This is a genomic window from Nocardioides sp. TF02-7, assembly GCF_022437945.1.
Lineage (GTDB): Bacteria > Actinomycetota > Actinomycetes > Propionibacteriales > Nocardioidaceae > Nocardioides.
The window spans coordinates 3,063,840-3,086,836 of the sequence record NZ_CP092535.1 but is presented as its reverse complement, the minus strand read 5'-3'; the positions used below and the strand labels follow the sequence as shown (position 1 = coordinate 3,086,836).

Genomic DNA, 22,997 nt, shown 5'->3' with positions numbered 1-22,997 from the left:
GGGACGGGATCAGGCGACGATCAGGGGGCCGAGCGTGCGCTCGGCGATGGTCAGGCCATGGCGGACCCGCTCGGGGTCGCCGCTCCAGACGGGGTCCTCGTGCTCGACCGACACGACGCCGTCGTAGCCCGCCTGGTAGAGCGCGTCGACGAGACGACGCCAGTCGACCTCGCCGAGCCCCGGGATCCGGTAGCGCCACCAGCCGCTGACCCACGGCTGCCGGCCGAGCACCTGGCCGAAGACGCCGTACCGGTTGCGTGCGCCGGGGTGCACCTCGACGTCCTTGGCCTGCACGTGCAGGACCCGGTCGGCGTGGGACTCCAGCGCTGCGAGCGGGTCGATCCCCTGCCACACCAGGTGCGAGGGGTCGTAGTTGAGCCAGAGGCCGAGGTCGGCCATCCACCCCCCACAGCTCCGGGGAGTAGGCGAGGTTGGCGGGATAGCCGTCGGGGTGCCACCCCTCCATCGGGCAGTTCTCGACCACGAGACGTACGCCGCGTGCGGCGGCGTGGTCGACCAGCGGCGGGAGCAGCTTCTCGGCGAGCCGGAGGTTGTCGGCGACGGTGCGGGTGACGTCGCGGCCGACGAAGGTGCCGACCAGCCCGACGCCGAGGAGGTGGGCGGCGTCGATGCACCGCCGGAGGTGCTCGTGGGTCTCCTCGCGCACGGCCGGGTCCGCGTGCAGGTTGTTCTCGTAGTAGGCCACGGCCGAGATCTCCAGCCCGTGGCCGTCGAGCAGGCCGCGGACCCGCTCGGCGTCGTCGGGCCCGAACGACTCGACGTCCAGGTGGCTGGCCTCCCAGTCGCGACCCGGGCGGTCCGGCCAGGCGGCGACCTCGAGCGCCCGGTAGCCGTGCGCGCCCGCCCAGCCGGCGACGTCCGCGAGGGACTCGCCGGGCAGGCAGGCGGTGAGCAGGCCCAACCTCATGGAGCCCGCCTCACACGTCCGCGGGGGCGTTGGCGTAGGCGTTGCCGGCCAGGTCGCGGCCGCGGGCGAGCCAGATCTTCCAACCCTCGTTCTGGGGCACGTCCTGCATCTTCACCGACGAGGGGAAGTAGCGCATCGTGTAGCCGGTGCGGCGGACCGGGCTGGTGTTGGCCGCGGCGCCGTGCACGATCCGGCCGTCGTGCATCGAGAACTCGCCGCGCTTCAGCTCGAAGTAGACGGCCTGCTCCTCGTCGACGCCGGCGAGCTCGGCGTGGAACGTCTGCTTGGTGATGTCGGTCGGCTGGTAGTTGTCGGAGAACCCGCCGTTCAGGTGCGACCCGGGGATCACCCGCATGCAGCCGTTGTCGCGGAACGACCCGTCCTCGAGCGCCAGCCAGATCGTGACGATGTGGTCGTAGCGGTCGAACCGCCCCTCCCAGAACGCGCTGTCCTCGTGCCACGGCGTGGCCCGGCCGGTGAACGGGTCCTTGGAGATGAAGTGGCTCGACCACAGCGCGATGTCGGGGCCGACCAGCGGCTCGACCCAGTCGAGCACCTCGTCGGACAGCAGGAAGTCCAGCAGCCGGTCGTCGCGGTAGTGGGGCGTGTCGAGCTCGTCGGAGAGCTTGTCGCCCTTGTCGGCCAGGTGCTCGTTGAAGATCTGCTCGAGCCGGGACAGGCGGTCCTCGGTGAGCAGCTGGCGGCCCGGCAGGAGGTAGCCGTTCTCGCGGAAGAACGCGACGTCGGCGTCGGTGAGGGTCTGGGTCATCGCACTAGCGCCTTTCGGTGGCGGGTGGGTGGCTGTTCGGTGCTGGGTGCCCTGCGGCTCGGGGACCGGCATGACAACCGATGGGCACGGGATCGACGCTACGGGCGGCCCGCCGGCGGCCACGACGTCTTTCCTCCGGTGGGTTCGACATTTCTTCAGCCCCTCCTGGCCGCACTGGTCACGGGTCACGCCCGGTCGAGGGCGCGGATGATCTCGACGAAGAGCTCCATGTCCTCCACGTAGTCCTCCGGCGTCGTCTTGGGCGTCGCGCCGGTCGTGACGACCTCGTGGAAGTACTCGAGCTCGTGGGTGTAGGGGTCCTTGAGGTGGGGGCGCACCACGGAGCGCTCGTAGGCGTCGCCGACGGTGCGCTCGAGCTCCAGCACCGTCGGGAAGTGCCGCACGTACGGGGTGTCGTACTGCACCTTCATCGTCCCGCTCGCGCCGTAGACCTCGATGTGGGCGTCGAACCGGAGCTGGTCGTCGACGCCGGTCTCGTAGGTCACCACGAAGTCGCCGTAGTCGAGCAGCGCGACCACGTAGCCGCCGCTGCGCCACATCCGGGCCGCGGCGACCTCCCGCGGGCGGCCGAGGAGCTCCCGCATCGCCGACAGGTCGTGGCTGCCGAGGCCGCAGAGCAGCCCGTAGGTCCAGCCGACCTCCTCCGGCACGTCGCCGAGCGCCTCCCGCACGAGCTCGGCGCGGCGCGCCCACTTCGCGTCGACCGCCTCCTGCGGCACGTCGTCGGGCCGCTCGACGTACGACGTCTGGTCGACGATCAGCCGGTTCTCACCGATCACGTCGTGGACGCGGGCGTAGCGGATCGGCCCCAGCTCGGGCAGCCGCGCGACCGCCTCGGTGAACGCCGGGGCGAACCGCCGCATGTAGGCGACCATCACCGTCTTCCCCGACCGGTCGCGAGCGGCGATGATCTGCTCCGCCTCGCGGGGGCTGAGGCACATCGGCTTCTCGACGAGCACGTGCAGGCCGGCGTCGAGGGCGGCGACGGTGCACTCGGCGTGGTACTCGTCGCTGTTGAGAACGAAGACGCAGTCGAGACCGCCCGCCGCGACCATCTCGTGGACGTCGGTGTAGCGGTTCTTGACGCGGTAGCGGTCGCCGATGCTCTTGAGCAGCCCCGGCGAGATGTCGCAGACCGCGGCCAGCTCGTAGTGCTCGGGCAGCGACTCGATGATGGGGAGGTGGATCACCTGGGCGACCTCGCCCAGGCCGACCACTCCGACACGCAACGTGCTCACTTCAGTTCCTCTCGGTCGACGGTCGGACGGTCGTCCAGGCGGCGTCCTTGTCGGACGACCGCTCCACCGCGTCCAGCACCCGCTGGACCTGGAGGCCGTCGGCGAACGACGGCGTCGGCGGGGTGCCGGTGGCCACGTCGCGCACGAAGTCGGCGATCTCGTGCACGAAGGTGTGCTCGTAGCCGAGGCCGTGCCCGGGCGGCCACCAGGCGCCGGCGTAGGGGTGGTCCGGCTCGGTGACGAGGATCCGCCGGAAGCCGGCCTCGGTCGCCGGCGCGGAGGCGTCGTAGACCTGGAGCTCGTTCATCGCCTCGAAGTCGAACGCGATGCTGCCGGCCGAGCCGTTGAGCTCGATCCGCATCGCGTTCTTGCGGCCGGTGGCGAAGCGGGTGGCCTCGAACGTCGCCAGGGCGCCGCCGTCGGTGCGGCCGAAGAAGACCGCGGCGTCGTCGACGGTCACCTCTCCGGTCGGCCCTTCCCCGGTGGGGCCTTCCCCGATCGGGCCGCCGGTGGCGCTGAGCCCGGACGTCGACCCCGCGAGCGGGCGTCGCTCGACGAAGCGGGTCAGGTGACCGGCGACCTCGACCAGCCGCTGGCCGGTGAGGAACTGGGCCAGGTCGACGACGTGCGCGCCGATGTCGCCGAGCGCGCCCGACCCCGCCTTGTCCTTCTGCAGCCGCCAGACGAGCGGGAACTCCGGGTCGACGATCCAGTCCTGGAGGTAGTGCGCGCGGATGTGGCGGACGGTGCCGACTCGGCCGGCCTCGACGAGCTGCCGGGCGAGGGCGAGGGCGGGCGTCCGGCGATAGCTGAAGCCGACCGAGGCGAGCACCCCCTGTCCGCCGCCCGTCCCGCCGCCTCCGCCATCTGCTCGGCCTCCGCCACGGTGTTGGCCAGCGGCTTCTCGCACAGCACGTGCTTGCCGGCCTCGAGGGCGGCCACGGCGATCTCGGCGTGGGTGTCGCCCGGGGTGCAGATGTCGACGACCTGCACGTCGTCGCGCTCGAGCACCGTGCGCCAGTCGGTGGTCCAGCCGGCCCAGCCCTGGCGGTCGGCCGCGGCGCGGGTGGCGTCCTCGGAGCGGCCGCACACGACGCTCATCACCGGCCGGGCGGGGAGGTCGAAGAACCGGGGGCGGTGCGCCACGCTTGCGCGTGCGCCGCCCCCATGAACGCGTAGCCGATCATCGCGACGCCGAGCTCGGGGCGGGCCTCCTCGGTCACCGTGACGCTCATCGCGCTCCCCTCGCTCCCGGGCTCGGCCCGCATCGATGCAAATCGGTTTGGTGGTGGAACGCTAGGCGCTCGGGCCGCAGGGGTCAACGGCCGTCACTCGGGTTTGTGCAGCGGCCCGACGGGGAGGTCGGCCGCACGCGGGAAGGACGCCTGCGCGCCCGGGCGCTGGACGGCGTACGTGCCCGCGAGGACGCCGATCCGCACGGCGTCGACCAGGTCGCGACCGGCGCTCAACGCCGCCGCGGTGGCACCGGTGAAGGCGTCGCCGGCACCGGTGGTGTCGACCACGTCCACCCGCTCCGCCGGCACGTGGGTCACCTCGCCGCACGCGCCCACGACGGCGCCGTCCGCCCCGACGGTGACGACCACCGACCGGCAGCGCCCGGCGAGCTCGCGCACCGCCGTCGTGGCCTGGTCGGTGCCCCGGACCCGTCTCCCCAGCAGGCCGCTGACCTCGGACTCGTTGACGACGAGCGGGTCGCACAGCGCGAGCACGTCCGCGGCAAGGGGCCGGAACGGCGCCAGGTTGACCACGGCCCGGCAGCCCGCGTCGGCGGCCGCCCTGACGGCGGCGTCGAGGGCGGCCTCCGGGATCTCGGCCTGCGTCACCACCACCCCCGGAGGCCGGGCCAGGACGCCCACGGCTCGCGCGGTCGTGCCGGGCTCGAGCAGCTCGTTGGCCCCGGGGGCGACCACGATCGCGTTCTCGCCGGCCGCGTCGACCAGGACGAACGCCGTGCCGGTGTGCTCGGCCGTCGCGAGGACCTCGGAGGTGTCGACCCACGCGTCGGCGAGGTCCTTGACCAGCGCGCGCCCGTCGCGGTCACGGCCCACCCGGGCCACGATGGCCGTGCGGGCGCCGAGCAGGCTCGCCGCCACCGCCTGGTTGCCGCCCTTGCCACCCGAGCCGACCACGACGTCGGCACCGAGCACCGTCTCGCCCGGCGCCGGGAGCGCCGCCACGCGGCAGACGTAGTCGCGGTTGACCGAGCCCACGACGACGACGTCCACCTCGCGGGTCACGGCAGCGCCGCCAACCGGTCGTGGAACAGCGCGAGGAAGGCGTCGGCGTCGACCTCGGTGGCGATGCGGCAGTTGGGAGCGGGCGGGTCGGCCCACATCAGCAGGTCGGCGACCGCGACGCCGCGGGTGAAGCGGCCGGCCGTCTCGACCGCGACGTGGGCGTCGCGCCAGGTGACGAGGTCCGGGTGCTCGACGACGGCGACGGCGAGCGGGTCGTGGAGGGCACAGCTGCCCTGCTCGAGCTCCTCGCGCGGCTTCACCCGCTCCTGGTAGTCGATCCAGGCCTCGGTGTGGGTCGCGGCGACCCGGCCGAACCGGCCGCGCTCGGCGAGCGCCCGAGCGTCCGCGCGGGTCAGGCGCACCCGCCGGGTGACGTCGAGGCCGACCAGCCGCAGCGGCACCCCGCTCTCCATCACCGCCTGCGCCGCATCGGGGTCGCACCAGAAGTTGTACTCCCCCGGCATCGCGGCGACGTTGGTCTGCTCGAGGAACACCCCGCCCATCGCGACCACCTCGCGCACCGCACCGGCGACGCCCGGGTGCGCCAACGCCGCCGCGACGTTGGAGAGCGGCCCGATGGCGACCAGCGTCAGCTCGCCCGGCGCGGCGAGGACCCGGCGCGCGATCTCCTCCGCAGCCGCGGAGGACGCCGGCGCGCCCTCGACCACCCGCACCTCCTCGTGCCCCAGCGTCCCGAGCAGCTCCCGGGTGAGCCGGGTCGAGGTCGCGACGTCGCTGTTGCCGCCGACGGTGGTCACCAGCTCCACCTGCAGGCCCGGCTCGGCCAGGGCCAGCGCGAGGGCGAAGCCGTCGTCGATGTCCGAGCCCGGCGCGCCCATCGCCAGGTCGGTGTCGAGGACGATCCGCGTCACCGGCTCGCCCACAGCAGGCCGCGCTCGGTCACCGCCCGCACGTCGGGGTGGTCGAGGTCGTCGAGCTTGTGGCCGATGGTCGAGACGAACACCCGACCGCTCCCCCAACGGCGGGTCCAGACGGCCGGGCAGGTGACGGTCTCCCCGCCAGGGCGTGTCCTCCCCGGGCTCGAACGTCGTCGTCGCGAGCACGTCGTTGAGCTCGTCGGTCAGCACCCAGTACTGCTCGGTGTCGAGCGACCACCGCGGGCTGAGGCCCGCCACGAGCGGGTGGTCGGCCCGGTCGGGCAGCACCTCGACCTCGTGGGGGACGAAGCCGCCGGGGTGCGCCGCCCACTGGCCGCCGGTGAGGTGGAGGTAGTCCGGCGAGCCCCGGAAGGAGTCGCAGACGCCGCCGTGCCACCCGGCGAGACCGGTGCCGGCGGCCACGGCGGCCGAGAGGCCGAGCACCTGCTCGTCGGTCGCCACCCCCTGCGTGTAGCACTGGACGACCAGGTCGGTCGCCGCCAGCCGCTCGGCGTCGGCGTACACCTCCGGGCCGTCGTGGACCTCGACCGCGAAGCCGTGCTCCTTCAGGAACGGGATGAACCGCTCGGTCGCCTCGACCGGGCTGTGGCCCTCCCAGCCGCCCCGGACGACCAGGGCACGGCGGTGGCTCGGGTGCATGGGGTCCCCCTCTCGACAGGATCAGACCCGCACCGTAGCCAATCGATTTGCAACCCGCCAGGGTGCGCGCTCGGTACGGCGCCCGGACGGTGTGATCGGACCGCCCTGGTGCGAGGAGCCGGAACGCCGTACGGTGTGGCCCACTTCACAACGGATCGTCCGGCACGTACCTGCCGGTGAAGGGATGGCCCCGTCATGGCTTCTGTGACCTATCGGAACGCGGAGCGGATCTACCCGGGCTCGGACCGGGCCGCGGTCGACGACCTCAACCTCGAGATCGGCGACGGCGAGTTCATGGTCCTCGTCGGCCCCTCCGGCTGCGGCAAGTCGACCTCGCTGCGGATGCTCGCCGGGCTGGAGGAGGTGACAGCGGGCTCGATCTTCATCGGCGACCGGGACGTGACGCACGTGCCGCCCAAGAACCGGGACATCGCGATGGTGTTCCAGAACTACGCGCTCTACCCCCACATGACGGTCGCCGAGAACATGGCGTTCGCCCTGAAGATGGCGGGGATCGGCAAGGCCGAGCGGATGACCCGCGTGAAGGAGGCGGCGAAGCTGCTCGACCTCGAGGAGTACCTCGAGCGGAAGCCGAAGGCGCTCTCCGGCGGTCAGCGGCAGCGGGTCGCGATGGGGCGCGCGATCGTGCGGCAGCCGCAGGTCTTCTGCATGGACGAGCCGCTGTCGAACCTCGACGCCAAGCTGCGCGTCTCCACCCGCACCCAGATCGCCGCCCTGCAGCAGCGGCTCGGCATCACGACCGTCTACGTCACCCACGACCAGGTCGAGGCGATGACGATGGGTGACCGGGTCGCCGTCATGAAGGACGGCGTCCTCCAGCAGGTCGACACCCCGCTCGCCCTCTACGACAAGCCGGCCAACCTCTTCGTCGCCGGCTTCATCGGCTCCCCGGCGATGAACCTGCTGACCGCCAAGACCAGCGGCGACGGCACGGCGGAGGTCGACGGCTTCGCGATGCCGATCGACCGCTCGGCGGCGGCCAAGGCGACCGGCGACATCACGCTTGGGGTGCGGCCGGAGTCGTGGCGGATCGCCGCCGACGGCGAGCCGGGCTACCCGGTCAAGGTCGCCGTGGTCGAGGAGCTCGGCGCCGACGCGTTCCTCTACGCCACCCCGGCCGAGCCCGGCCCCGCCGCCGTCGACGACGCCGGTGGAGATGCCGGTGGAGAAGGCGGTGACGGCGGCGTGCTGCGGCAGGTCGTGGCGCGCATCGACGCCCGGATGTCGCTCGAGCGGGGCGCCGTCGTCCGGCTCACCACCACCCCCGACAAGGTGCACGTCTTCGACAACGCCACCGGCGCGCGGCTGACCCCGTAGCGGCGACCACAGCACCAGCGGGCCGGCGGGCCCGGTGACGGGCCCGCCGGCCGCGGCGGCTCAGCGCCGCTTCTTGCGGAGCACCACCCGCACCCGGGCGGTGTCGCGGTTGTCGGCGTTGCCCACGTCGCCGACCGCGGTGACCCGGGCCCGGTTGACGGTGGGTCGGCCCACCGCCTTCCTCGTGGCCCTCGCCACGACCCGCACGGCCGGCGCCGACTGCCGAGGGGCCAGGTCGGAGGTCCGGACGCACGTGATCGTGCCCGGTCCCCGGCGCACGCGGCACTGCCACCCCTTGCCGCGGGCCGACACCGCCTTCAGGCCCCGTGGCAGGCGATCGACCAGCGTGATCGGTCCGACGGCGGCGTCACGACCACGGTTGGCCACCCGGAGCCGGAACCGCGCCGGTGCGCCGACGCGCACCTTCGCCCGACCGACCACCGACTTGTGCAGACGCAGGTCGGCCCGCCCGACGACCCGGAACCGGTGGGTGCCCGATCGGACCTCGAACTCGGCGTACCCGTCGGTCATCCCGAGGAACCGGGCTCCGGCCGGGGCCTTGACCGACCTGCGGTCGACCGCCGGAACCGCGACCGCGCCCGTCGCCCCGACCGGCACCGTGGCGTCCAACGTGAGCACGCCGTGGTTGCGGCGCCAGGACGAGGCGACCTCGCCGAGAGGCGACTCCACGCGGGCCGAGGCACGCTGGAGGCCGCCGACCGGGTGCGGCTTGATCCGCACCTCGGTGTAACCCGGCGCGGCCGGCTCCAGGCCGGCGACCCGCTGGAACAGCCAGTCGTCGACGGTGCCGAGGAACGCGTGCTGGTGCGACCGGGCTCCCTCGTGCCACTCCTCCCACATGGTCGTGGCACCGAGCTCCTCGAACCAGTACCCCCAGCCGGGGTACGTCGGGTTCGTGGCGACCTCGTACGCCAGCTCGCCGTGGCCGAGGTCGGTCAGCACCGGCAGGATGATCTTCGTGCCGAGCGCACCCGTGTTGAGGTGCACCCCGCGGTCCTCGATGTCCTCGACCAGGTTGCCGACGACGGCGTCGTGGTGCTCCGCGGGGACGATGCCGAGGCTCAGCGGGAACAGGTTCGAGGTCTGTCGGTAGCCCGCACTGCGATCGTCGTAGTACGCACCTTCCTCGGTGTCGAGGAACGTCGCGTTGATGGCGTCGGCGAGCTCGGAGGCGAGCTCGGTGAAGTGCGCGGCGTCCTCGGGCTCACCCACGGCCAGGGCGATCTCGGCCATCGCGGTCGCGGTCAGGTGGAGGTAGGCGGTGCCCGTCAGGCGGTTCCCCTCCGGAGCGTGGGCCGCGCCCGGCGCCAGCCAGTCGCCGTAGCTGAACCCGGTGTAGACCCCACCGGTCTCCGCCACCTCGTCCTCGAAGTGGCCGAGCCACGCCTTCATCGCGTCGTAGTTGTCCTCCAGGACCCGCACGTCGCCGTAGTACCAGTAGAGGTCGCGGGCGACGAGGACCAGGCTGGCCGACCAGACCGGGTCGACGATGTCCTTGCCGCCCACCGTGCCCGGCACCGTGTGGCCGATCGTGCCCTCGGCGGTCTGGTCGTCGCGGTGGGCCCGCATCCAGTTCGCGTAGAACTCCTGCATGTCGAAGCTCGCGATCGCCGAGTCGGAGATCAGCTGACCGTCCGCGGTGTAGGGCCGCTTCTCGTACATCGGGGTGTCGGTCGGCACCGAGTGCAGGTTGTTGAGGATCGTGTCGGCCTGCGCGGCGTGGTAGCGGTTGAGCAGCCCGCTCGAGCTGCTGAAGCTCCCCGTCGGCGCGACGGCGGAGTGCACCCGCTCGCCCTCGACGGACTCCAGCTCCACGCCGGCGGGGACCTCGACCTGCACGTACCGGAACCCGGCGTAGCTGTAGCTCGGGCGGTAGGACTCGATGCCGTCGCCCTTCAGGACGTAGGTGTAGACCTGCATGGCCATCCCGAAGGCACCGGAGTTGTCCACCGTCCCATCGCCCCGCAGCTTCTCGCCGTAGGTGATCCGGACCTCGGCGCCCGCGGGGCCGCTGACCCCGATCTTCGCCCAACCCGCCGTGGGGTCGGTGAAGTCGTGGACGTGCACCCCGTCGCGGGGATTGGTGACCTTCCCGGCCTCGAGCTGCTCGGTGACCTTGATCGGGGGGAACATCTGCGCCGTGAGCCGGCCCTCCGGCGCCGAGACCGTGCGGGCCTGCCGCCAGGCCGTGTCGTCGAAGCCGGAGGTGGTCCACCCCGGCTGCTCCAGGCGCGCGTCGTAGGTCTCGCCGAACCAGAGCGACTCCGCGCGGGTCGGGCCGTCGCTCAGCCGCCAGTCGTCGTCGGTGACGACCTGCTCGGAGGTTCCGTCGGCGTAGCGGATGTCGAGCATCATCTTGAGCTTCGGCTCGCCGTGCCACGGCGACGTCATCCACTCGTCCGGCCTGGTCATCGCGTAGTAGCCGCGGCCGAGGCTCACCCCCGACGGCGTTGTCACCTGTCCGCAGGGCGTCCGTGACGTCGTACGTCGCGTAGAGGACCGTCTTGTCGTAGACCGTGAACCCGGGATCGAGCTCGTGGTCGCCGACCCGCTCACCGTTGAGGAACAGCTTGTAGTAGCCGAGGCCGGAGACGTAGGCCCGTGCCGACGCGATCGGCTTGTCCGCGGCGAACTCGCGCCGGAGCAGCGGCTCGGGCGGAACCGACGCGGTGACCGAGCTGCCCCACGGACCCGACCCGTAGCCGGCGGCCTCGAGGGCGGCGGACCAGGCCGAGTCGTCGAAGCCCGGCTGCTGCCAACCGTCGGCCGCGGACTCCGCGCTGAACCAGGAGTCGTCGGTGACCAGGCGGAACGAGTCGTCGCCCTCGAGCTCCAGTGTCGCCAGCAGCCCTGCCGGCCCCGGCTGCGCGTTCTCGGCCTCGATCGCGATGACGTTGCGCCCCGCTCGCAGGTGCGGAGCCACGTCGACGACCGTGGCCGTCCGCCACGCGTCCTGCACGCGGGGTGACCGGGCGACCTCCTCGCCGTTGACGTGGAGGACCAGCGAGTCGTCGGCGGTCAGCTGCATCTGCGCCGGGCCGCCGAGCTGACCGGCCACCAGGTCGAACGACCGCCGGAAGTACCGACTGCCGACCGGGGCCGAGTCCGCCGGGTTGCCCGCGGGGTACCAGATCCAGCTCGCTCCGTCGAACGACGGCACGGGGAGCTCTTCCTGGGCCCCGATCCAGTCGCCGGCGAAGTCGCCGGCATCGAGGAACGCCGTCTCGAACCAGGTCGGACGGCTCCACGGCGAGACCGCTCCCGCCGCGTCCCAGACCCGCACCTTCCAGGTGTAGCGGGTGCGCGACTCGAGAGCAGCGCCGGCGTACTCGACGTCGAAGGACCGCGAGGACGTCACCTTGCCGCTGTCCCAGACCTCCTGCTGGCCGTCGTCGGTGGACACCACGAGCTGGTAGGCGCTCTGCGCCGCGCCGTTGGTGGTCGACCTCGAGACCCACCCGAACCGGGGCTCGGCGACGTCGATCCCGAGGGGTGTGCTCTGGTGCTCGACCTCCAGCTCTCCGACGTGGAGTGTGCTGGCAGGCGCAACCGCCGGCAGGTCCGCAGCAGCGGCACCCGCCGGCGAGCCGGCGGGCGGGACCAGCACCAGCGCCAGTGAGACGGCAGCGAGCACCGCGAGCGGCCCGCGTGCAGCGCGCGGGGGCGACAAGATCGGCATCGGTCTCCCATTCGATCTGAAACGTTTCAGAGTGTGACGGGCGTCATACTACGGTCGAAGGCACGCCTTGGACAGGACCGCGACCGGATCCGGCCAGGGCTCGGGTCGGGAGGGTGCCCGGCTGTCCGCGGGGTGCGGCGGGTACCACCACTAGGTGACCGCCGACCTCGTCTACCTGGTGGCCGGCGGCAGCCTACTGCTCGCGGTCCTGCTCCCAGCCCTGCTGAAGCGCTGGGCGGTCTCGGCGCCGATGGTGCTGGTCGCCGTGGGCATGGTGATCGGGATCACGCCCCTGCCGGACGGGATGCCGCTCGACCCCCAGCACAACCGGGCGGTGATCGAGCACGCCACCGAGCTCACCGTGATCGTCGCGCTGATGGGAGTCGGGCTGGCGCTCGACCGCCCCCTCCTGCTGCGGCGGCGGGACCACTGGCGGGCGTGGCGCGCCACCTGGCTGCTGCTGGTGGTGGGGATGCCGCTGACGATCGGAGCGGTCGCGCTGCTCGGCTGGTGGGCCGGGCTGGCGCCCGCGGCGGCGATCCTGCTCGGGGCGGCGCTCTCCCCCACCGACCCCGTGCTCGCCTCCGACGTGCAGGTGGCGGGGCCGCAGACCGGCGACCACGAGGTCGACGAGCGCGACGAGCTGCGGTTCACGCTGACGTCGGAGGCGGGCCTCAACGACGGGTTGGCGTTCCCCTTCGTCTACCTGGCGATCCTCACGGCGACCGCGTCGACGTCGGGCTGGGGCTGGCTGGCCGAGTGGGCCGCGTTCCACCTCGTCGGCAAGGTGGTGATCGGGATCGTGGCCGGCATCGTCGTCGGCCGGGTGCTGGCCGCCGTGGCCTTCCGGGCGCGCAGCCCCTCCCTCCGGGTCGCCGAGCGCGGCGAGGCGCTGCTGGCGCTGGCCGCGCTGGTGACGGCGTACGGCGTCGCGGAGGTGGCGCAGGGCTACGGGTTCCTCGCCGTCTTCGCCTGCGGGATGACCTTCCGCCAGGCCGAGCGCTCCCACGACTACCACGCGGCCATGCACGAGGTGACCGAGCGGCTCGAGCGGCTCCTGACGATGGGCGTGCTGCTGTTCCTCGGCATCGCGCTCACCCGCGGCATGCTGGAGGCCCTGGACTGGCGTGGCGTCGCCATCGGGCTGGCGCTGCTGCTCGTGATCCGCCCGCTCTCCGGCGTCGCGGCCCTGGCGTCCCTCACCCACCGAACGCCCGACGCCGCGCGCGACGGCGACCCCGGCACGCTGGCCGTCGGCCAGCTCTGGGCCACCGCGTTCTTCGGCGTCCGCGGGGTCGGCTCGATCTACTACCTCGCCTACGCCTCGGGGAAGGCGCCCGTCCTGGCCAGCGACTGGCTGTGGTCGACGGTCACCTTCACCGTCGTGGCGTCGGTGCTCCTCCACGGCGTGCTGGCCACGCCGGTCATGCACCGGATCGACCCCGACCGCGCGCAGGAGACCGGCGGGCGGGGGCAGGATGGAGGCGTGAGCGCGATCGAGGACGTACGCCGCTGGCATGCGGCAGGCGGTCATTGGCAGGTCGTCCACGCGACGGACGACGCGGTCGTCGTCAGCCTCTGCACCTGCGACGGCGGCGAGGAGATGGGCCGGGTCACCCTGAGCCCGGCCGAGCTCGCGCAACTGGAGGAGCCGCCGGGCTGAGGAGCCGCCGGGCTGAGGAGCCGCCGGGGTGCTCAGAGCTGCCGGCGCACGGCGTCGCGCAGCGCCTGCTCCGGGTCGACCCCGGTCGCGCGCGCCTCGGCGACCAGCGCGAGCAGCCGGTCGCCGAGGTCGGACGAGGCGGGCGGCGTGACCGGGCGGCCCTCGCGGGCGCGGCGGTCGAGGACCTTGTCGGCGTAGAGCAGCGCGGGGAGGCCCGGCGGCAGCCCCTCGGTGACGTCGGTGCGCTGCTTCTCGACCGCCTTGACCGACTCCCACAGCTCGTTGACCTCGGCCGCGTCCCGCGGGGCCGGCCCGGCGCCGGAGCCGGACCCGTCGGCCCCGTCGGACCTGTCGGACCCGAAGACGTGCGGGTTGCGGCGGTGCATCTTCGCGGTGACGTCGCGGGCGACGTCGTCGAGACCGAAGGCCCCGGACTCCTCGGCGATCACCGCGTGGAAGACCACCTGAAGCAGCAGGTCGCCGAGCTCCTCGCGGAGGTGGTCGGCGTCGCCGGTGTCCATCGCCTCGAGGGCCTCGTGGGTCTCCTCGAGCAGGTAGCGCGCGAGCGAGCGGTGGGTCTGCTCGCGCTTCCACGGGCACTCGGCCCGGAGCCGCCGCATCACCGCGACGAACTCCGCGACCGCGTCGTCCCGCTCGGTCATCGCTGCTCGCCGGCTGCTCGTCCGGTGCTCGTCCGGCCGGGCGTCAGCCCAGCGGGACCTGCGGCTGCTGCGGGTCGGGCCGCTCGCCGCACAGCTCGGACTCGGGGAGCCGGCTCACCTCGTCGATCGAGGGCTCCTCGACCGCGCCGGACGACGCCAGGTCGCTCACGCCGAACGACAGCCGGCCGCCGGCCGGCGCCAGGGCGAAGTGCTCGTCGGGCGCGTCGGTCAGCTGGGGCACCGCGTCGAACCGGGGGTTGACCGCGATGTCGAGGCCGGCGGCGTCGGGCTGCTCGCCCTCGCTCGCGTCACGGACCGCCTGGGCGCGGTTGACGGCGGAGATGTAGTCCTCGACCGCCGCCTGCTCGTCGTCGGACAGCTCCGACCAGCCCGTGATGTTCTGCAGCGGGGTGCGCGGCTCGGGCGCCTCGATCCCCTCCCGCTCCGCGAGCTCGCCGACGATCACCGCGTCCAGCCACCGCTCGAGCAGCACCCGCTGGGCGAACGACCGGCTGGTCGCGCCGAGCTGTGGGTCCTGCTCGGTCAGCGTGCAGTAGCCGGCGGTCAGGTTGCCGAGGTCGTCGAGGGACACCCGGGTGCCCTCCACCTCGAACGCGACTCCCGGCCGCGGCCCGTCGCCGCCCACCACGTTGTCGCCGCACGCGGACAGGGTCATGGCCAGCCCGGTCGCCGTCACGCCGGCGAGGACGGCCTTGCGAAGCTTCCTCACGCACCCTCCTTCGGGTCGATCACGGCATCGATCACACCGCGCGCCCATTCAAGCAGGGCCACTCCCTCGAGCGGACGGGAGCCGAGCCCCGTCGCCCCGGGACGGGGACGAGCACCGCCTCGACCTGCGCCTTGACCAGCGACTTCGGGTAGAGCCGCTGCAGGCGCAGCGTCCGCGACTCCGGCAGCGTCACCGGCGCGAACCGGACGTTCTTGCCGACCACGGTGATCTCCTTCAGCCCCGCCTGCCGTGCCCGGGCCCGGAACCGCGCGACCAGCATCAGCGCCACCACCGGCTCGGGCGGCTCGCCGTACCGGTCGTCGAGCTCCTCCCTGATCTCGTCGACGTCGGCGTCGGTGCGCACCTCGGCCAGCCGCTTGTACATCTCCAGCCGCAACCGCTCGCTCGGGATGTAGTCGTGCGGGAGGTGGGCGTCGACCGGGAGCTCGATGCGGACCTCCTCCAGCTGCTCGGGCGCGTCGTGCCGGAAGTCGCGCACGGCCTCGCCGACCAGCCGGACGTAGAGGTCGAACCCGACGTCGGCGATGTGGCCCGACTGCTCGCCGCCGAGGAGGTTGCCGGCGCCCCGGATCTCGAGGTCCTTCATGGCGATCGCCATCCCGCCGCCGAGGTCGGAGTGCTGCGCGAGCGTGGCCAGCCGCTCGTGGGCGGTCTCGGTGAGCGGCTTCTCGGTCGGGTAGAGGAAGTAGGCGTAGGCCCGCTCACGGCTACGGCCCACCCGTCCGCGCAGCTGGTGGAGCTGGCTGAGGCCGAGGGTGTCGGCCCGCTCGATGATCATCGTGTTGGCGTTGGACACGTCGAGACCGGACTCGACGATCGTCGTGCACACCAGGACGTCGAAGCGCTTCTCCCAGAAGTCCAGCATCACCCGCTCGAGCTGCGCCTCGCCCATCTGGCCGTGGGCGGTCGCGACCCGCGCCTCGGGCACCAGCTCGCGGATCCGGGCGGCGGCCTTCTCGATCGACTGCACCCGGTTGTGGATGTAGAACACCTGGCCGTCGCGGAGCAGCTCGCGCCGCACCGCGGCCACGACCTGCCGGTCCTCGTAGCCGCCGACGTAGGTCAGCACCGGGTGCCGCTCCTCCGGGGGGCGTCGTGATCGTCGACATCTCCCGGATGCCGGTGATCGCCATCTCGAGCGTCCGCGGGATCGGCGTGGCGCTCATGCTGAGCACGTCGACCGACGTGCGCAGCCGCTTCATCCGCTCCTTGTGCTCGACGCCGAACCGCTGCTCCTCGTCGACGATGATCAGCCCGAGGTCCTTGAAGCGGATGTCGGGACCGAGCAGCCGGTGGGTGCCGACGACGACGTCGACGGTGCCGTCGGCGAGACCGGCCATCACCTCGGCGGCCTCCTTGTCGGACTGGAACCGCGAGAGCCCCTTGAGGACGACCGGGAAGCCGCTCATCCGCTCGGTGAACGTCGACAGGTGCTGGCTCACGAGCAGCGTCGTCGGCACCAGCACCGCCACCTGCTTGCCGTCCTGGACCGCCTTGAACGCCGCACGGACGGCGATCTCGGTCTTGCCGTAGCCGACGTCGCCGCAGATCAGGCGGTCCATCGGGACGGTGCGCTGCATGTCGGCCTTGACCTCCTCGACCGTGCTGAGCTGGTCGGGGGTCTCCCTGGAAGGGGAAGGCGTCCTCGAGCTCGCGCTGCCACGGGCTGTCGGGCCCGAACGCGTGGCCCTTCGTCGCCTGCCGCGCGGCGTAGAGCTTGATCAGCTCGGCCGCGATCTCGCGGACCGCCTTGCGGGCGCGGTTCTTGCGCTTGGTCCAGTCGCCGCCGCCGAGCCGGTCGAGGCTCGGCGCCTCACCGCCGACGTAGCGGGTGACCTGGTCGAGCGCGTCGGCCGGGACGTAGAGCCGGTCGGGCGGGCCGCCGCGCTTGCTGGCGCCGTACTCGAGCACCAGGTACTCCCGGGTGGCGCCGTTGACCTCGCGCTGCCGCATCTCGACGAACCGGCCGACGCCGTGCTGCTCGTGCACGACGAAGTCGCCGGCCTTGAGCTCCAGCGGGTCGATCTGCCGCTTCCGGCGGACCGGCATGGCGCGCATGTCGCGGGTCGACGCCTTCTGCCCGACGATGTCCTCGCCGGTGAGCACGACCAGCCGCTGCCGCTCGTCGACGAGGCCGTGGGCGAGGTTGCCGCACGTCACCGTGACGACGGCCGGGTCGGGCGCGACGCCGCGGGCGACGTCGTCGACCATCCGCGCGGGGAGGTCGCGCTCGCCCAACGCCTCGACCATCCGCTGCGCCGGCCCGTGCCCGGCGTGCACCACGACCACCGCGAACCCCACCGCGCGCCAGGCCGCGATGTCCTTGAACGCCTGCTCGACGTCGCCGCGGTAGGGGTCGGCGGCGCGGGCGGCGGGCCCCGCCACCCCGGCACCCTCGTCGAGGGGGGCGGCGGCGTCGAGACCGAACGGCGAGAACGTCCACCACGACTGCCCCCGGCCGAGCGCGTGCCCGCGCACCTCGCCGAGGTCGCGGTAGGAGGCGGCCTGCAGGTCGACCGGCGCCTGGCCGCCGCCGGCGGCGACCGCCCACGAGGCGGCGAGGAACTCCTCGCTGGTCGCGACCAGGTCGTGCGCCCGGGCCCGGGCGCGCTCCGGGTCGAGCACGAGCACCTGCGTGTCGGCGGGCATCAGGTCGACGAGCAGCTCGAGCTCGTCGACGAGCGCCGGGACCAGCGCCTCCATGCCCTCGACCGCGATGCCCTGCTCGAGCTTGTCGGTGATCTCGCGCAGCTGCGGGTGGCTGCGCCCGAGCTCGGCGGCGCGGGCGCGCACCTCGTCGGTGAGCAGCAGCTCCCGGCAGGGCGGCGCCCAGACGCGGTCGCGGGTCTCGATCGTGCGCTGGTCGGCGACGGCGAACGACCGGATCTCCTCGACCTCGTCGCCCCAGAACTCGACGCGGAGCGGGTGCTCCTCGGTCGGCGGGAAGAGGTCGACGATGCCGCCGCGCACCGCGAACTCGCCGCGCCGCTCGACCAGGTCGACGCGCGAGTACGCCGCCCCGGCGAGGCCCGCGACGACGTCGTCGAGGTCGGCGGCCTGGCCGACGCGGAGCTCGACCGGCTCGAGGTCGCCGAGACCCTTGACCTGCGGCTGGAGGACCGACCGCACCGGCGCCACCACCACCTGCACCGGGCCGGTCTGCGCGCCGGCGGCCGGGTCGCCGTCCTGGCGCTCACCGGGGTGGCAGAGCCGGCGGAGCACGGCCAGCCGGCGGCCGACCGTGTCGCTGCGGGGGCTCAGCCGCTCGTGCGGGAGCGTCTCCCAGCTCGGGTAGTAGGCGACGGCGGTGGGGTCGACGAGGTCGCCGAGCTCGGCGACCAGCTGCTCGGCCTCGCGGGTGGTGGCCGTGACCGCGAGCACCGGCCGGCCGGTGCGGACGAGACCGGCCACGAGGAACGGCCGCAGCGGCTCCGGCCCGGTCAGCTCGTGGGTGGGCAGCCGCCTCTCGGCCGCCCCGGTCAGCGCGGTCGCGAGGGCGGGGTCGGTGAGGACGGCGTCGGCGAGGCCGGCGAGGGTCACGGGCGGTTCCTCTGGTCGGGCGGGACAGCACGAGAGCCCCCGGTGCGGGGGAGCACAGGGGGTTCTCGTCGAGACTACCGGCGCCCGCCGACGGCCAGCCGATCACCTGCCGACGCTGGGGCCGCCGCGGGTCACTCCTCCAGCGACCAGGCCGCCCGCAGGCTCAGCCGGCCGCCGGTCTGCAGCAGCGCCCGGCGGTAGAGCCGCTCGGCGACCAGGACGAGGACCGCCGCGAACGCGAGCAGGAGGCCGAGGGCGACCAGGGGCTCCCACCACGCGGCGGTGCCGTCGACGAGCCGCGTGGGCATCAGGATCGCCGACAGCGGCGGCACGTACGACGCCACCTCGGCCGCAGTGCCGTCGAGGAACAGCGCGCCGAAGAACATGGCGAGGATCAGCATCGTCACGGCACCGGAGGTGTGCTGCAGGTCCTCGGTGCGGCTGGCCAGCGCGCCCGCCACCGCCCACAGGCACGACAGGGCGACGAACCCGACGAGGAAGAACACCAGGAACCAGCCCATCTCCCCCGACAGCGCCGGCACCAGGTCGCCGAAGTCGGTGAACGTGAGCGCCACCATGCCGATCGCGACGTAGACCACCATCTGGCCGAGCGCGAGCGCGGTGTTGCCGGCGATCTTGCCGGCGAGCAGCTGGCGGAGGGGGACGGCGGCCGCGATCATCTCGACGATGCGCGACTGCTTCTCCTCCACGACGCTGCTGGCCAGGGTCATGCCGAACATGATCGTGGCGACGTAGAAGAGGAAGGCCAGGGCGAAGCCGAGCACGTCGCGCAGCGCGCCCAGGTCGTCGTCGCCGTCGAGCGGCTCGGCGGTCAGCTCCGCCCCGGCGGTCACCTCGGCGAGCGTGGTGCCCGCCTCGCGGGCGGTCTCGGCGAGGACCTGCTCGCTCAGCACGTCGCGCACGAGTCGCTGCAGCCGGTCGTCGGGGTCGTCGCGGCCCACCAGCGTCCACGGGTCGCCGGCCTCCGCAGGCGGCCGCAGCCAGGCGTCGACCTCCTCGTCGGCCACCGCGGTCCGCGCCGCGTCGTCGTCCGCGAGGTCGACCACCTCGACGCTGACGTCGTCGTCGAGGTCGGGCGCCTGGTCGGCGACCGCACCGGCGAGCTCGCCGGCGGCAGCCGAGCTGACCGCCACCTCGTAGTCGTGGGTGCGGGAGTCCATCCACACCTGGACGCCGACCAACCCGACGATCAGGCCGAGGGACAGCAGCGTCCCGAGGACGAAGGAGCGGTCGGTGAGCTTGACCGCGACCTCCCGGCGGGCGATCACGGTCCAGAGCGCCCCGGTCCGGTGGTCGACGTCGTCGGCCTGCTGGTCGGCCGTCGGCCGCGGGTCCGTGCCGGTCGTCGTCATGCCGCCACCTCCCGGTAGATCTCGCTGAGGCGGGGCACGACGAGGGAGAAGTCGCGCACGCCGCCGCGGGCGACCGCCTCGGTCAGGAGCAGCTGCTCCGCGCCGTCCTCGAGCACCTCGAGGAGCGCCTCGTTGCCGGCGACGTCGGAGACGTGGAGCCCGGCGCGCCCACGCACCCAGCCCGCGTCGCCCTCGAGCACCAGCCGATAGCGCACCGGGCCGCCGGCGCGCAGCTCGTCGGCGGTGCCCGCCGCCACCACCCGGCCCCGGGCCATGACGACGAGCCGGTCGCACAGCCGGTCGACGAGGTCGAGCTGGTGGGAGGAGAAGATCACCGGTACGCCGTCGCGTGCCCGCTCGCGCAGCAGGTCGGCCATCCCGTCGACCGCCGCCGGGTCGAGGCCCGAGAACGGCTCGTCGAGCACGAGCGCCCGCGGCGGCGGCACCAACGCGGCGATGATCTGCACCCGCTGCTGGTTGCCGAGGGAGAGCTTCTCCAGCGGCTCGGCGCTGCGCTCACCGAGACCGAACCGCTCGAGCAGGTCGAGCACCTGGCGGCGGGCGGGTCCGGCCGCCATCCCGCGCAGCCGGGCGAGGTAGACGAGCTGGTCGAGCACCGGCTGCTTCGGGTAGAGACCCCGTTCCTCGGGCATGTAGCCGAACCGGCGGCGGTCGCCGGCCGTCATCGGTCGGCCCTGCCAGAGCACCTCGCCCCCGTGGGCCGCGAGCACCCCCATGACGATCCGCATGGTCGTGGTCTTGCCGGCGCCGTTGCCGCCGACGAACCCGGTCAGCCCACCTTCCCGGACGGTGAACGACACGTCGTCGATCGCCACCAGGTCCTGGAACCGGCGGGTCAGGGACCTCACCTCGAGCACGTCTCCTCCTTCGGTCGACGCACCTCACGCTAGGGCGGCGCGACCGGGGGCGGATCCGCCATGCGTGGGAGATCCTCAGCCGGGGTCCTCCCCCGGTCGGAGGAGGCCGTGCTGGTGGACCCACACCACCGCCTGCACGCGGTCGCGCAGGCCGAGCTTGGCCAGGCACGCGGAGACGTGGGTCTTGACCGTCGCCTCCCCCACGACCAGCCGACCGGCGATCTCGGCGTTGGAGAGCCCTTCCGCCAGGAGCAGCAGCACCTCGAGCTCCCGGTCGGTGAGGAGCCGCAGGCCGGCCGGCTCCGGCGACGGCGACCGGTCCTCCGGGGCCGTGCGCGTCATCCGCTCGATGACGCGCAGCGTCACCTCGGGAGCGAGCAGGGCGTGGCCGCCGGCGACCGCGCGGACCGCCTCGACCAGCCGGTCGGGGTCGGCGTTCTTGAGCAGGAAGCCGCTGGCGCCGGCGGCGAGCGCGTCGAACAGGTAGTCGTCACGGTCGAAGGTCGTCAGCATGACCACCTTCGCGAGTCCCTCCGCCACGACCTGGCGGGTCGCCTCGACCCCGTCGGTCCCCGGCATCTGGACGTCCATCAGCACCACGTCGGGGCGTAGCGCCCGCGCCTGCCGGACCGCGTCCGCGCCGTCCACGGCCTCGCCGACCACCTCGACGTCGTCCTCCACCGACAGGATGAGCCGGAACCCCGACCGCACCAGGTGCTGGTCGTCGGCGAGCAGCACCCGCACCGGCGCGCTCATCCCGGCACCTCCGTGCCCAGCGGGAACCGCACCCGCACCCGGAACCCGCCGACCGGGCGGGGCCCGATCTCGACGTCCGCCCGGCGGGCGGCGGCGCGCTCGCGCACGCCCAGCAGACCGAGGCCGGTCCCGGACGTGCGTCCGCGCGGCCGGCCGTTGTCGGTCACCTCGACCTCGACGAACGGCGGGGTCGAGACGCGGTCGACCCGCAGCACGACCGTCGCCCGGTCGGCGGTCGAGTGACGGCGCACGTTGGTGAGCGCCTCCTGGACGATCCGGTAGACCGACGTCCCGACCGGGTCGGGCAGCGTGGTCGCCGCACCGTCGGGGCTCTCCACCAGGTCGTAGCGCACGGACAGCCCGGAGTCACCGGCGGCGGACACCAGCGCCGGGAGGTCGGTCCAGCGCGGCTCCGGCGCGCGGGCCTCCGCCGGTACGTCGGGCCCGTCGGTGTCGTCGTACGCCGGCTCGCGGAGGGTGCCGACCAGGCTCCGCATCTGCCCGACCGCCTCGCGCGCGGACTCCTCGACGTGCGACAGCGCGGTCGCGACCGCCTCGCCGTCGCGGCCGAGCAGCCGCCGGCCGGCCGCGGCCTGGACGCCGATCACCGAGACGTGGTGGGCGACGACGTCGTGGAGCTCGCGGGCGATCCGCAGCCGCTCCTCCACGACCGCGCGGCGCTGGAGCGCCTCGGCCTGCTCGGCGATCGTGGCGGCCTGCTCGGCGAGCCGGGCACGCTGCCTCGCCCCGCGCCACGACACCTGGCCGCCGAGGACGGCACCACCGAAGTAGAGCGCGTTGATCAGCGCCGTGATCAGCACGCTCGCGGTCACCGGGCCGACCCAGCCCGGCCGCGGCTCGTCGTCGAAGTCCGCCCGCAGGTCGTCGACCCAGGCGCCGAGGGCGAGCTGCCAGGCGATCCACGCCGCCATGAACACCAGCACCGCGCCGATGACCACCGCCATGTCGCGCCGCGACCGCGCCCACGCGACGCCGGAGAAGAACGCCACGAAGTAGACGATCTGCAGCGACACCTGACCCATCACGGCCGGCATCCAGACGCCGGTGCCGAACATGTGCACCGCGGCCAGCAGGGCGACCGTCAAGGGCCACCGCCGACGACCCACGAGCAGGAGCGCACCGACGGTCAGCACCGCCCACTGCACCCAGCGCGGCTCGTCGACGCTGTCGAGCACCCCCACGCTGCGGTAGAGCTCGAGCGAGGTCACGCCGAAGACCGCCGCGGCGAGGCCGACCAGCCAGTCACCGCGGGCCAGGGCGCCCTCCCGCTCCCAGGGGTCGTCGAACGCGAAGAAGTCGGCGACCCGGCTGCGGAGCGGCACGGTGGGCGGCACGGCGGGCGGCACGGGCCCACCCTAGGGCGACGGGGCCCGGGTCCTGTCGGTGGCCGCGACCCGCAGGCCGCGCTGCGCAGCCGGTGTTGCCCACGGTGCGGCTGGCGGGTCGCCGGTGGTTGCGATCGACAGGGCAGCGACGAGGAAGGTCGCGGGTGGTCACGGTCACCGGTCGGCTCGCGGCCGGGCCGCCCCGGTGCCTGCGGTTCGTGACCAATCGTCACTCCCC

At 73.5% G+C, this 22,997-nt stretch carries 16 protein-coding genes and 4 pseudogenes; 2 read left to right on the top strand and 18 right to left on the bottom strand.

Annotation, left to right across the window (positions count from 1 at the left end; all coding sequences use genetic code 11):
* Window positions 1-9: 9 nt before the first annotated feature.
* The 10 genes and pseudogenes from MF408_RS25640 to MF408_RS15790 all read right to left on the bottom strand — a co-directional run.
* A complete protein-coding gene (locus MF408_RS25640; protein ID WP_275693192.1) occupies window positions 10-399 on the bottom strand; it encodes a sugar phosphate isomerase/epimerase in 390 nt (129 codons plus the stop codon).
* Window positions 400-938: 539 nt separating this feature from the next.
* Window positions 939-1,697 carry a phytanoyl-CoA dioxygenase family protein gene (locus MF408_RS15820; RefSeq protein ID WP_240248497.1) on the bottom strand — a complete coding sequence of 253 codons (759 nt, stop codon included), beginning with the start codon at window positions 1,695-1,697 and terminating at the stop codon, window positions 939-941.
* Between the two features lie 185 nt (window positions 1,698-1,882).
* Window positions 1,883-2,956 (bottom strand): Gfo/Idh/MocA family oxidoreductase, encoded by a 1,074-nt coding sequence (locus tag MF408_RS15815; RefSeq protein WP_240248496.1) that lies wholly within the window; start codon window positions 2,954-2,956, stop codon window positions 1,883-1,885.
* A 1-nt stretch (window position 2,957) separates the two neighbouring features.
* A complete protein-coding gene (locus MF408_RS15810; protein ID WP_240248495.1) occupies window positions 2,958-3,788 on the bottom strand; it encodes a Gfo/Idh/MocA family oxidoreductase in 831 nt (276 codons plus the stop codon).
* Window positions 3,789-3,859: 71 nt separating this feature from the next.
* Window positions 3,860-4,057: pseudogene (locus MF408_RS15805) on the bottom strand (Gfo/Idh/MocA family oxidoreductase); the annotation flags it as partial.
* Window positions 4,057-4,191, bottom strand: coding sequence for a hypothetical protein (locus tag MF408_RS25635; RefSeq protein WP_275693191.1), 135 nt, complete (start codon window positions 4,189-4,191; stop codon window positions 4,057-4,059). The pseudogene MF408_RS15805 and the gene MF408_RS25635, both read right to left, overlap by 1 nt.
* A gap of 93 nt (window positions 4,192-4,284) precedes the next feature.
* Entirely contained in the window at window positions 4,285-5,214 is a 930-nt protein-coding gene (locus MF408_RS15800; RefSeq protein WP_240248494.1) for a ribokinase, read from the bottom strand.
* Window positions 5,211-6,065, bottom strand: a pseudogene (locus tag MF408_RS15795) (nucleoside hydrolase); the annotation flags it as partial. The pseudogene MF408_RS15795 and the gene MF408_RS15800, both read right to left, overlap by 4 nt.
* A 17-nt stretch (window positions 6,066-6,082) precedes the next feature.
* On the bottom strand, window positions 6,083-6,178 hold the full coding sequence (locus MF408_RS25630; RefSeq protein ID WP_275693485.1) for a hypothetical protein: 96 nt from the start codon (window positions 6,176-6,178) through the stop codon (window positions 6,083-6,085).
* Between the two features lie 139 nt (window positions 6,179-6,317).
* A pseudogene (locus tag MF408_RS15790) lies at window positions 6,318-6,752 on the bottom strand (ThuA domain-containing protein); the annotation flags it as partial.
* A 195-nt stretch (window positions 6,753-6,947) separates the two neighbouring features.
* Between MF408_RS15790 and ugpC the strand changes: the two are divergent.
* A complete protein-coding gene (ugpC, locus tag MF408_RS15785) occupies window positions 6,948-8,090 on the top strand; it encodes a sn-glycerol-3-phosphate ABC transporter ATP-binding protein UgpC (protein ID WP_240248493.1) in 1,143 nt (380 codons plus the stop codon).
* Window positions 8,091-8,150: 60 nt separating this feature from the next.
* Here the strand turns inward: ugpC and MF408_RS15775 are convergent, their stop codons facing one another.
* Window positions 8,151-10,550 (bottom strand): alpha-L-rhamnosidase, encoded by a 2,400-nt coding sequence (locus MF408_RS15775; RefSeq protein ID WP_275693190.1) that lies wholly within the window; start codon window positions 10,548-10,550, stop codon window positions 8,151-8,153.
* Between the two features lie 1,394 nt (window positions 10,551-11,944).
* Here MF408_RS15775 and MF408_RS15770 point away from each other — a divergent pair.
* Window positions 11,945-13,453 (top strand): cation:proton antiporter, encoded by a 1,509-nt coding sequence (locus MF408_RS15770; RefSeq protein ID WP_240248492.1) that lies wholly within the window; start codon window positions 11,945-11,947, stop codon window positions 13,451-13,453.
* Window positions 13,454-13,485: 32 nt separating this feature from the next.
* On the opposite strand, the gene MF408_RS15765 is transcribed toward MF408_RS15770, so the two are convergent.
* From MF408_RS15765 to MF408_RS15735, 7 genes and pseudogenes are all read right to left on the bottom strand, one after another.
* Window positions 13,486-14,115 carry a MazG family protein gene (locus tag MF408_RS15765; RefSeq protein ID WP_240248491.1) on the bottom strand — a complete coding sequence of 210 codons (630 nt, stop codon included), beginning with the start codon at window positions 14,113-14,115 and terminating at the stop codon, window positions 13,486-13,488.
* 43 nt (window positions 14,116-14,158) lie between these two features.
* Window positions 14,159-14,845, bottom strand: coding sequence for a hypothetical protein (locus MF408_RS15760; protein WP_240248490.1), 687 nt, complete (start codon window positions 14,843-14,845; stop codon window positions 14,159-14,161).
* Window positions 14,842-18,406 (bottom strand): annotated as a pseudogene (gene mfd, locus MF408_RS15755) (transcription-repair coupling factor). The gene MF408_RS15760 and the pseudogene mfd overlap by 4 nt, the downstream one beginning before the upstream one ends.
* A 131-nt stretch (window positions 18,407-18,537) precedes the next feature.
* On the bottom strand, window positions 18,538-19,779 hold the full coding sequence (locus MF408_RS15750; protein ID WP_240248489.1) for an ABC transporter permease: 1,242 nt from the start codon (window positions 19,777-19,779) through the stop codon (window positions 18,538-18,540).
* Window positions 19,776-20,657, bottom strand: a complete 882-nt coding sequence (locus tag MF408_RS15745; RefSeq protein WP_240248488.1) for an ATP-binding cassette domain-containing protein — start codon at window positions 20,655-20,657, stop codon at window positions 19,776-19,778. The genes MF408_RS15750 and MF408_RS15745 overlap by 4 nt, the downstream gene beginning before the upstream one ends.
* Window positions 20,658-20,732: 75 nt before the next feature.
* A complete protein-coding gene (locus tag MF408_RS15740; RefSeq protein WP_240248487.1) occupies window positions 20,733-21,413 on the bottom strand; it encodes a response regulator transcription factor in 681 nt (226 codons plus the stop codon).
* A complete protein-coding gene (locus MF408_RS15735; RefSeq protein WP_240248486.1) occupies window positions 21,410-22,780 on the bottom strand; it encodes a histidine kinase in 1,371 nt (456 codons plus the stop codon). Before MF408_RS15735 ends, MF408_RS15740 begins: the two co-directional genes overlap by 4 nt.
* Window positions 22,781-22,997 lie beyond the last annotated feature (217 nt).